This is a genomic window from Dysgonomonas sp. 37-18 (assembly GCF_001899125.1).
Lineage (GTDB): Bacteria > Bacteroidota > Bacteroidia > Bacteroidales > Dysgonomonadaceae > Dysgonomonas.
In genome coordinates, this window is record NZ_MKVC01000008.1 from 180,381 (window position 1) to 189,267 (window position 8,887).

At 37.0% G+C, this 8,887-nt stretch carries 9 protein-coding genes and 1 pseudogene; 6 read left to right on the top strand and 4 right to left on the bottom strand.

The window, feature by feature from the left end:
- Positions 1–114: 114 nt before the first annotated feature.
- The 4 genes from BGO84_RS03650 to BGO84_RS03665 form a co-directional block, all read right to left on the bottom strand.
- Positions 115–1,761, bottom strand: coding sequence for a pentapeptide repeat-containing protein (locus BGO84_RS03650; protein ID WP_291027741.1), 1,647 nt, complete (start codon positions 1,759–1,761; stop codon positions 115–117).
- 77 nt (positions 1,762–1,838) lie between these two features.
- Positions 1,839–3,110, bottom strand: a complete 1,272-nt coding sequence (mobB, locus tag BGO84_RS03655; RefSeq protein WP_291027743.1) for a conjugal transfer protein MobB — start codon at positions 3,108–3,110, stop codon at positions 1,839–1,841.
- Positions 3,095–3,538 (bottom strand): conjugal transfer protein MobA, encoded by a 444-nt coding sequence (gene mobA / locus BGO84_RS03660; protein ID WP_291027745.1) that lies wholly within the window; start codon positions 3,536–3,538, stop codon positions 3,095–3,097. Before mobA ends, mobB begins: the two co-directional genes overlap by 16 nt.
- Positions 3,539–3,565: 27 nt before the next feature.
- Positions 3,566–3,736, bottom strand: coding sequence for a hypothetical protein (locus BGO84_RS03665; protein ID WP_291027747.1), 171 nt, complete (start codon positions 3,734–3,736; stop codon positions 3,566–3,568).
- Positions 3,737–4,214: 478 nt separating this feature from the next.
- Between BGO84_RS03665 and BGO84_RS03670 the strand changes: the two genes are divergently transcribed.
- From BGO84_RS03670 to BGO84_RS03695, 6 genes and pseudogenes are all read left to right on the top strand, one after another.
- Positions 4,215–4,988, top strand: a complete 774-nt coding sequence (locus tag BGO84_RS03670; protein ID WP_291027749.1) for a ParA family protein — start codon at positions 4,215–4,217, stop codon at positions 4,986–4,988.
- On the top strand, positions 4,981–5,388 hold the full coding sequence (locus tag BGO84_RS03675; RefSeq protein WP_291027751.1) for a DUF3408 domain-containing protein: 408 nt from the start codon (positions 4,981–4,983) through the stop codon (positions 5,386–5,388). The genes BGO84_RS03670 and BGO84_RS03675 overlap by 8 nt, the downstream gene beginning before the upstream one ends.
- A gap of 3 nt (positions 5,389–5,391) precedes the next feature.
- Positions 5,392–6,054, top strand: a complete 663-nt coding sequence (locus BGO84_RS03680; RefSeq protein ID WP_291027753.1) for a hypothetical protein — start codon at positions 5,392–5,394, stop codon at positions 6,052–6,054.
- 159 nt (positions 6,055–6,213) lie between these two features.
- Positions 6,214–6,513, top strand: coding sequence for a DUF4134 domain-containing protein (locus BGO84_RS03685; protein WP_026626753.1), 300 nt, complete (start codon positions 6,214–6,216; stop codon positions 6,511–6,513).
- Between the two features lie 41 nt (positions 6,514–6,554).
- On the top strand, positions 6,555–6,890 hold the full coding sequence (locus BGO84_RS03690) for a DUF4133 domain-containing protein (protein WP_291027755.1): 336 nt from the start codon (positions 6,555–6,557) through the stop codon (positions 6,888–6,890).
- Positions 6,887–8,806: pseudogene (locus BGO84_RS03695) on the top strand (TraG family conjugative transposon ATPase); the annotation flags it as partial. The gene BGO84_RS03690 and the pseudogene BGO84_RS03695, both read left to right, overlap by 4 nt.
- Between the last annotated feature and the right edge of the window lie 81 nt (positions 8,807–8,887).

The following is an 8,887-nucleotide window of genomic DNA, read 5'->3' on the forward strand; positions in this document are numbered from 1 at the left end:
TTTAGGTGCCAATATTGGACAATAAAAAAACTAATTTCTTTTCCTTATATTAAGGAAAAGAATAGATATTGATTGATCCGTCAGCTACCGACTTATTTTTTAAGTAAATTAGATCTATTTTCCATATTTCCTAAATGCAGATACAGTTTGGTAGATACCATAAGAAAGAAATATTTTTGAAACAAAAAATAAACTTTCACCCCAAGCGTTTAGTTCTATTCCATCAAGTTTATCTCTAAAATTTAAGACATTTAAGATGTTTAAATAACCTTTCCATACCTCTCCGAAATTATTAAACTTAAAATCTATAATAAAAATAGGGGTTTCTATACCAAAAAAATTAATTAAAATAAAGAATAGAAGGGCTATCGTCATAGTAAAAAGAATCCCTTGGACCCACTTTAGTCCAAAACCATTGGAACAAAAATTTAAAAGAAGAAGCAAAATTCGTCCTAAAGGAATATTTTTCAGATAAGAACTAAAAGAGACTCTCTTATCTCGTTTAAGCTTCTTCAACAACTCTATCATATATATATTCATTTCAATCTGTTTCATCTGGACTGATTGAATGATATTATTTAGTTTAGAAGATTCGTTTTTTAATATTTGAGCCGTATTTCGATTAGATATATTTCTCTTTTCTAATTCTGTATCTAATAAATTAAAGTAACCAACTACAATAGTCGCATTTAAATCTATCTTATCAATCTGGCACTCAATCACATCAACTCTACCATTTATTGAATTCTCTAAGAAAATGAATTTGTTTATGGATGATTCACTAATTCTAAGACGTCCTTCTGATTTTACAGAAGAAAAATAACAGTTAAGTTCTTTTATATTTTCTCTTTCTATATGAATATCTCCAGTAACTTTGACAGATTTTAAAGTCAGTTTTTCAAAGGTTATTATATTATTTTGCTCATCGCTGGTATATGAAGAGAACAACATAATATTGGAAACAATAGAATCTTCAATCAGTAACATTTCACTAAAAATAGAATTTTCAAAAGATATATAGTCTGAATATATGCATTTTAGAAATGTTGTAGATAATGTGAATTTTATATTTGAAAAGACCGTTCTCCCATTAAAAGAACATTCCCTAAAAAGAATAAAATTATCATGTCCATGAACAGTTGTTTCTGGGGAAACAAATACCAATGCATTTGCATCAAATGTTTTTTCAAAGATAACACTCCAAAATTCAGTTGAAAATGAATGTATCTTTGCTTTTTGCATATAAACATTGTCCTTAAAATTGCAGTTGGTAAAAGATGTCGTAGATGGAAATTCCATTCCAACGAAAGATGTTATTGCATAAAAAGTACATTTAGAAAAACTAGTATTAGAAATCACTTGAGCATCATCAAACCTAACTCTACCTTTAAAAACCACATAATGAAAAAATGCTCCATGAAGAATACTATTTGAGAAATTTATATCCTCTATGATTTCGAATAAGTACCCATTATCTTCTTTTAGATGATTTATACCATCAACAATACCAGCTAAATCACATAAATTAAAGATTCTATTTTCGTTTCCGTTTTTATCTACATTACAAAAAGTAGATAAATTACAATTAGACAAATCAATAACCAGTTCAAATGGTCTTTCTTGTGTGACTTCTTTATATTTCTTTTTTTGCTCTTGAAAACCCAAATTCACCCATGCCGCAATCTCTTCCGCTGTTTTTAAAATAGTTCGATCATTAGGGTCTTTAGGAAAATCAATTTTTGCTTTTCGACGGATTCTCATAATCTTTAATTTATTCAAGTAAATTTAGTGATGTTTGATTTACATCCCAAACATATTTTACTTTTCGATTAAATAAATTATAATCCTCGTTTGCGTCTCTTTTCTTCCATCTTCATTCTGCGAGTAAAAGCCTCTTCTGCATAGTCTGTTCCATGCTGTTCTAATAAAGAAAGATCTACTGTCGAATCTTCTTGTTTGTTATTATATTCGGCGTTTTCGGTAAAGCCGTCGATCGGTTTATCAGCATCAGATCCTTTGGTTGTATTGTCTGTCGGATTTATGATTAGGGGATGTTTATTTGTAGTATCACTCTTAGATAGTTCATTGAATATATTTGCGGAGAACTCCTTTCCCATTTTAGAGCCATTGAAAATACATCTACTCTGATGATCTATAAATGTTGCCCCATAGATACGCCCCTCTGTATTCTCCCGAAATACGACATTGATATTATTTTTAGCCAATTCATTCACAAAAGTTTGCTTATCGGTATAGCTACTTACTGCTGAACTAACAATCAATTTCGGGGATTCAAATATTTTGTGTTCTTTCATATACTTAGCTGAATACTCCAGTCGGCTTTGTAACGTATCATATCCTACACTTTTGCCGATAACAGAAGCTTTTATCGGATTACCTACCTTTTCTCCTTTCTCATCTATGGCTGAATATACCAGACCTGAATAATTCTTTCCCTTAATCTCGCCCTTTACTTCCTCTACTGTTACCCCATAAAGGGATAATAGAGTACGGAACTCATTTACGGATTGGAAACGATAATTCTTAATGAGAGCTTTTGAAATATTGGCTATCTGCTTCTTTATATATCCCGATTGATAATCTACCCGTTTAAGCTGTGGTAGTTCTTCTGATCTGTTTTTCTTCTCGACAGGATGTAGAGTATACATTTTTTCCAATTCTCTGGTTATCTTTTTTGATTGATAAAAATTATTAGAATCTCCAATCTTTCTTCCGTTCCCATCTATATTTACGGTCACGATATGAATGTGCTTCCGGTCTAAATCTTCATGCTTGTAGACAATATAAGGTTGGTCTCCTAAACCCATATTTTGCATATAATTATGAGCAATATCACTATACATTTCATCTGAAACTACATCATCGGGATGGGGATTAATAGATATATGCAGGACTGGTTTTTCGGTATTCTTATTTGCATTCAGGTATGGTGCAAATGATAGATTTGCCAGATACATATTCAGAGAGCCATCCCGATTTAATATAATCCGATTGCTGAAAAGAACCTTCGCTTGTTGCTCTTTTACTTTCTCCTGATTATACAACAATGCACCTTGAAGAGAACTTCCCTTACTTATTTTTGCAACCATAGATGCCCGTATTTTTGTTCAAACTCATCTGTTAATTCCATCATTTGTTTTTGTAAAATGACTAATTCAAGTGTTGCTTTCTCCAGTTTATAGAGAAAAGCCAACGCTTTCTTCTCTGTAAAATTTGATTTCAAAGCCTTTACTATCTGGTTATAATTTGTTCCGATAGCACGGTATTGTCCGAAAAAAGTTGTCATCCGCATATAATAATCCTGTACTCCCTTATCAATTTTGACCACTTTGATGGGTCTGTTAAAAATACATGAGGTTATAAAATGTGCTTTGACTGCTTCTCCCGACTGCTCAAATAAGGATAGAAATTTATTATTCTCATCTATATTCATTCGGATAGAATAGCGAAATACGGCAGGTTTCTCTTTCGGGTTCCTTCCACCTTTTCGCCTGTTTGATTGATTATCTGGTATCATAACTATATAAATATTTAATGAATAAAATCATGACTTCGGAATGATTTTCTCCCCTGTAAGGGGCAAGGGTTTTGAGCAGCCGGAAAGTATTTCGGGCTGCTCAAAACATACCTTGCTGTATTCTGACGAATACCAAAATCCATCCTCCGATGGATTGCCCGAGAAGCTAATTTCGGAAACGACAATTAGCCAATTCAAAATCCGGAAGATTATCATCACACTACAAAGGTAGAGTCCATTAATCAAAAGGTTATCACAGGTTTATCGGACAAATGGTGACACCAGATGTCATTAGATGACAGTTCTTTTTTTACCGCTATTGGTTACCTATTTTCAATGTTCTTTTGTGTGGATCAATTAACGAATTGGTGAGTTCTGCCATTCAAAAATTCTTTAATGAAAGATGTATATAATCTGCTCAGTAGCAAATTATATCGTGAGTGTATGAGGTCTTTCACTAGGGTAACAATGACAGAGGTTATGGCTTCATGAATGAATGACTTCATTAAGTCATGACGTCAAGCTATAACTCATTTGATATGGAGTTCACGAACTTCATATTCATATCATTCAGTAAGTAATGATATCCTTATGTAACTCGTGAATAGCTGAACGAACTTTATGATTTCTGATTGATCGAATGAATTATTGAATTACTCATTTAAAACAGTATCACATGAAAGAGAAAACTTTATTTATCGCAGTCTCTACCCAAAAGGGAGGAGCTGGAAAAACAGCTTTAACCGTACTACTATCCAGTTATCTGCATTATTCACAAGGTTACAATGTAGCTATCGTGGATTGTGACTATCCTCAATACAGCATCAATGGGATGCGAGTGCGGGATAAACAGTCTATAACAGAAGATCCGTATTACAAATCACTATTTTATAAGCAGTGTAAGAACCTGAATAAAAAGGCTTATCCGATTGAAGTGAGCAGAACGACTGAAGCGATCGAAACAGCAGAACGGATTATTCATGAATCAGAAGTACCCTTGGATTTTATATTCTTCGACCTACCCGGAACAATGAATACCAAAGGAGTATTAAGCACTCTTGCTCAAATGGATCATATAATAACACCTATTACTGCTGACCGCATGGTTTTGGAAAGTTCATTGGAATATGCCGGACTGATCAATGAGCAGATTATAACTACAGGCAAGGGAAATATCAAAAGTCTGCATTTACTCTGGAATATGGTGGATGGAAGAGAAAGTAACCATCTGTATGGAGTCTACGAATCAGTGATAGCTGAATTGGGCTTACAGGTCATGAAATCATTTGTCCCCGACACCAAACGTTTTCGCCATGAAATAACAACGGAACATAAACCAATCTTCCGTTCTACTTTACTTCCTGCCGATAAGAGGTTGATAAAAGGCAGCCAGTTGGATCAGGTCACTGATGAATTTCTATCTATCGTGAAGGGAGGTGCTAATGGCTAAAAAGGAAAAAGAAGACGAAATTGATGAAGATTTTCTGCTGGCATCCATAGGAGAACGTAAGGAAGGCAAAGCTCCTCCCAAAAAAGAAGAAGATATAGTAGAAAATATAGAAGAAGTAGCAAAGCCTAAAGAGAATAGTAGTAAACGGAACAAGCGAAGCAGTAGCAGTACGGATGATTATGAAGCAACTTTTCTATGCCGTAATGAGATACGACTGCGTCAGGGTGCATATATCAGCAGATCGGTATATCAAACGATTATGCGGATAGTAAAACAGATAGCCGGAGATGATGTATCAGTGGGTGGCTACATCGACAATGTTCTGAAGCATCATCTTGAAAAATACAAGGATGAGATAAATACTTTGTATAAACAGGACCGAACCGATTTAATCGACTAGACGATGATAGAGCTAATTATTATCCTATGCCTTGTGGGAATTATCCTGATTAAACTGTCAGATTACAAGATAACCATCAAGAAGAATTCTTCTGATTCTAAATCAGAGATTGCAAAGTCTCTGAAAAGAGGAAAAAGAGTCGGACGGGTTGGGAAAAGCATGCCCGATATCAGACAAATGATGACATTGAATGACAGTTCTTTAGAATCAGATAATCCACAAAAAAAAGAGCATATATTTGATTCATCAAAGGATGAAAGCGAGCCTGATCCGAAGGACTTAGTGATAGATGCCGATCCTTCCGAAACAGTAATTGATAAGGAAGACGAAGACGAAATTGCTGCTTATACAAAAGGTGAAGTCTATACAGCCGGAGGGATGGATTATGAGGTAATGATGAATACCGTAAAGGTTATAAACAGCAAGACCGCCACCCAAGAAGAGGAACATAAGGCCGGACAGGTTTTGTTAGATAACCGGGATACGGAACTGGTGGATAAGATGGTTTCAGCAAAGAAAGAATTATCTGTCAGGATAATATCACTCATCGGACTCCGTCTTCAACAATATGCCGAAGAGAATCCGCAGAATGTTGAGTCAGGTCTTGCTTCTCATCTAAATGAATCGGATGAATATAAGAATTTTAAAGCAGATGATTATTTCTAAAGTCAGATAATAACCATTTTAAGAAAGGAGGTTGCTTATGAGATAGAGAGTTGTAGAATATCTTTAATAAAACGGTCTGTGACCGCCACTAATTTCCAACGTTACAAGTTTAACCCGCTATGGGGAACTATCCACTCCCCATAGCTTAAAATCAAATTTATGTACAAAAAAGTTTCATTTTTTGTAGCCATACTCATGGCTGCATCAGCCTCTGCATTCGCTCAGGGAAACGGTATGCAGGGTATTACGGATGCGACAAATATGGTGACATCCTACTTTGATCCCGCCACTAAACTGATCTATGCTATCGGTGCTGTAGTCGGTCTGATCGGAGGTGTAAAGGTGTACTCCAAGTTCAGCTCAGGTGATCCCGACACATCTAAAACTGCCGCTTCGTGGTTCGGAGCCTGTATCTTCCTGATTGTTGCCGCCACCATCCTTCGCTCATTCTTCTTATAAGAGTCTCAGACTCTCTTATCTTACTTTTAATAACGAGAAGAATGGCAGAATATTCAATCAACAAAGGAATCGGAAAGCCCGCAGAATTTCGAGGACTCAAAAGTCAGTACCTCTTCATTTTTGCAGGTGGACTATTGTCTGTATTTATCGTCTTTGTGATAATGTACATGATCGGGATCAGTCAGGTTATCTGTATCGGGTTCGGAGTAGTTACTGCCGGAACATTGGTCTGGGCAACATTCCACCTGAACGACAAATACGGAGAGCATGGGCTCATGAAGTTACAAGCCATCCGTAATCATCCCCGCTATATTATCAATCGTAAACGAATCGTACAACTGATTAGTCGTGTCAAAAGAAAGGAGGACATTGTATGAGAAATACATTAAGTGCAGCCACACTGGAAAGCAAGTTTCCCATACTGGCAGTTGAGCATGACTGTATCCTGAGTAAAGATGCGGACATAACAGTAGTCTATCGGGTAGAACTGCCCGAACTTTTTACAGTCACTTCTCCTGAGTATGAAGCAATTCATGCAGCCTGGGTAAAAGCGATGAAGGTATTACCCAACTATTCGATTGTCTGCAAGCAGGACTGGTTTATCGAAGAGGATTATACCCCCGAATTGCAGAAAGAAGACATCAGTTTTCTATCCCGCAGTTTCGAGCGTCATTTTAATGAGCGTCCTTTCTTAAATCACACCTGTTACCTCTTTCTGACCAAGACAACCAAAGAACGGGCCAGACAACAAAGCAGCTTTACAGCTCTTACCCGCGGCTTTATCGTTCCCAAAGAAATGCAGGATCGGGAGATGGCTCAGAAGTTTCTGGAATCAGTCAGCCAGTTTGAACGGATTATCAATGATAGCGGATTTGTCAAACTGATTCGATTGACAACGGATGAGATAGTAGGAACAGCAGCTCAGGCAGGCATTATCGAAAAGTATTTCTCCTTATCTCAGAATGACACCACCTGCTTACAGGATATGTCACTGGGTGCAGGTGAAATGAAAATCGGTGATAAGTATCTGTGTCTGCATACGCTTTCTGATGTGGATGATCTTCCGGGTAAAGTAGAAACGGATACCCGTTATGAACGATTATCTACGGATCGAAGTGATTGCCGTTTGTCTTTTGCTGCACCCATCGGGGTGCTCTTGACCTGTAACCACATTGTCAATCAGTATATCTTTATCGATGATCATGCAGAGAACCTGAAACGTTTTGAAAGACAAGCAAGGAATATGCACTCTTTATCCCGCTACAGCAGAAGTAATCAGATAAACAAGCAATGGATCGAAGATTACCTGAATGATGCCCATAGTTTCGGCTTGACCTCTGTTCGCAGCCATGTTAATGTAATGGCCTGGAGTGAAGACAAGGAAGAACTTTCTCGAATCAAAAACGATGTAGGTAGCCAGTTAGCACTCATGGAATGTAAGCCACGGCACAATACTGTCGATACACCAACTCTGTTTTGGGCAGGTATTCCGGGTAATCAGGGTGATTTTCCATCGGAAGAAGCTTTCTACACTTTTATTGAACAGGCTTTATGCTTTTTTGTAGAAGAAACAAACTACAAGAGTTCTCCTTCTCCTTTTGGTATCAAGATGGTAGACCGTGTAACGGGTAAACCGCTTCATGTGGATATATCCGACTTACCCATGAAGAAAGGAATCATCACGAATCGGAACAAGTTTGTGTTAGGTCCTTCAGGTAGTGGAAAGTCTTTCTTTATGAATCATCTCGTTCGCCAGTATTGGGAGCAGGGAACACACGTAGTCCTAGTAGATACAGGGAACTCCTATCAGGGCTTATGTGAAATGATTCGTAGTAAGACCAAAGGGGAAGACGGGATTTACTTTACATATACTGAAGAAAAGCCGATCTCTTTCAATCCTTTTTATACCGATGATAATCAATTCGATGTAGAGAAAAAGGATAGCTTGAAAACCTTGTTGCTGACACTTTGGAAAAGTGAGGACGATAAAATCTCGAAGACCGAATCAGGAGAACTCGGTAGTGCTGTCAATGAATACATTAAAAAGATTCAGACTGACCGAAGTATTATTCCGAGTTTCAACACCTTCTATGAGTTTATGCGGGATGAGTACAAGACAGCATTGGCAAAAAGAGAGATTGAAGTCAGTAAATCCGATTTCAATATCGACAATATGCTGACTACGCTCCGTCAGTATTATCGGGGCGGTCGTTTTGACTTTCTGCTGAACTCGGACAAGGAACTGGACTTATTGAACAAACGCTTCATAGTTTTCGAGATCGATGCTATAAAGGGTGCGCCCGTCAAGGCAGCATAAGAAATGTCCTTTGGCAAGGACTAGGTAAGTGTTCTTTGAAAAACCTATCATCACTCG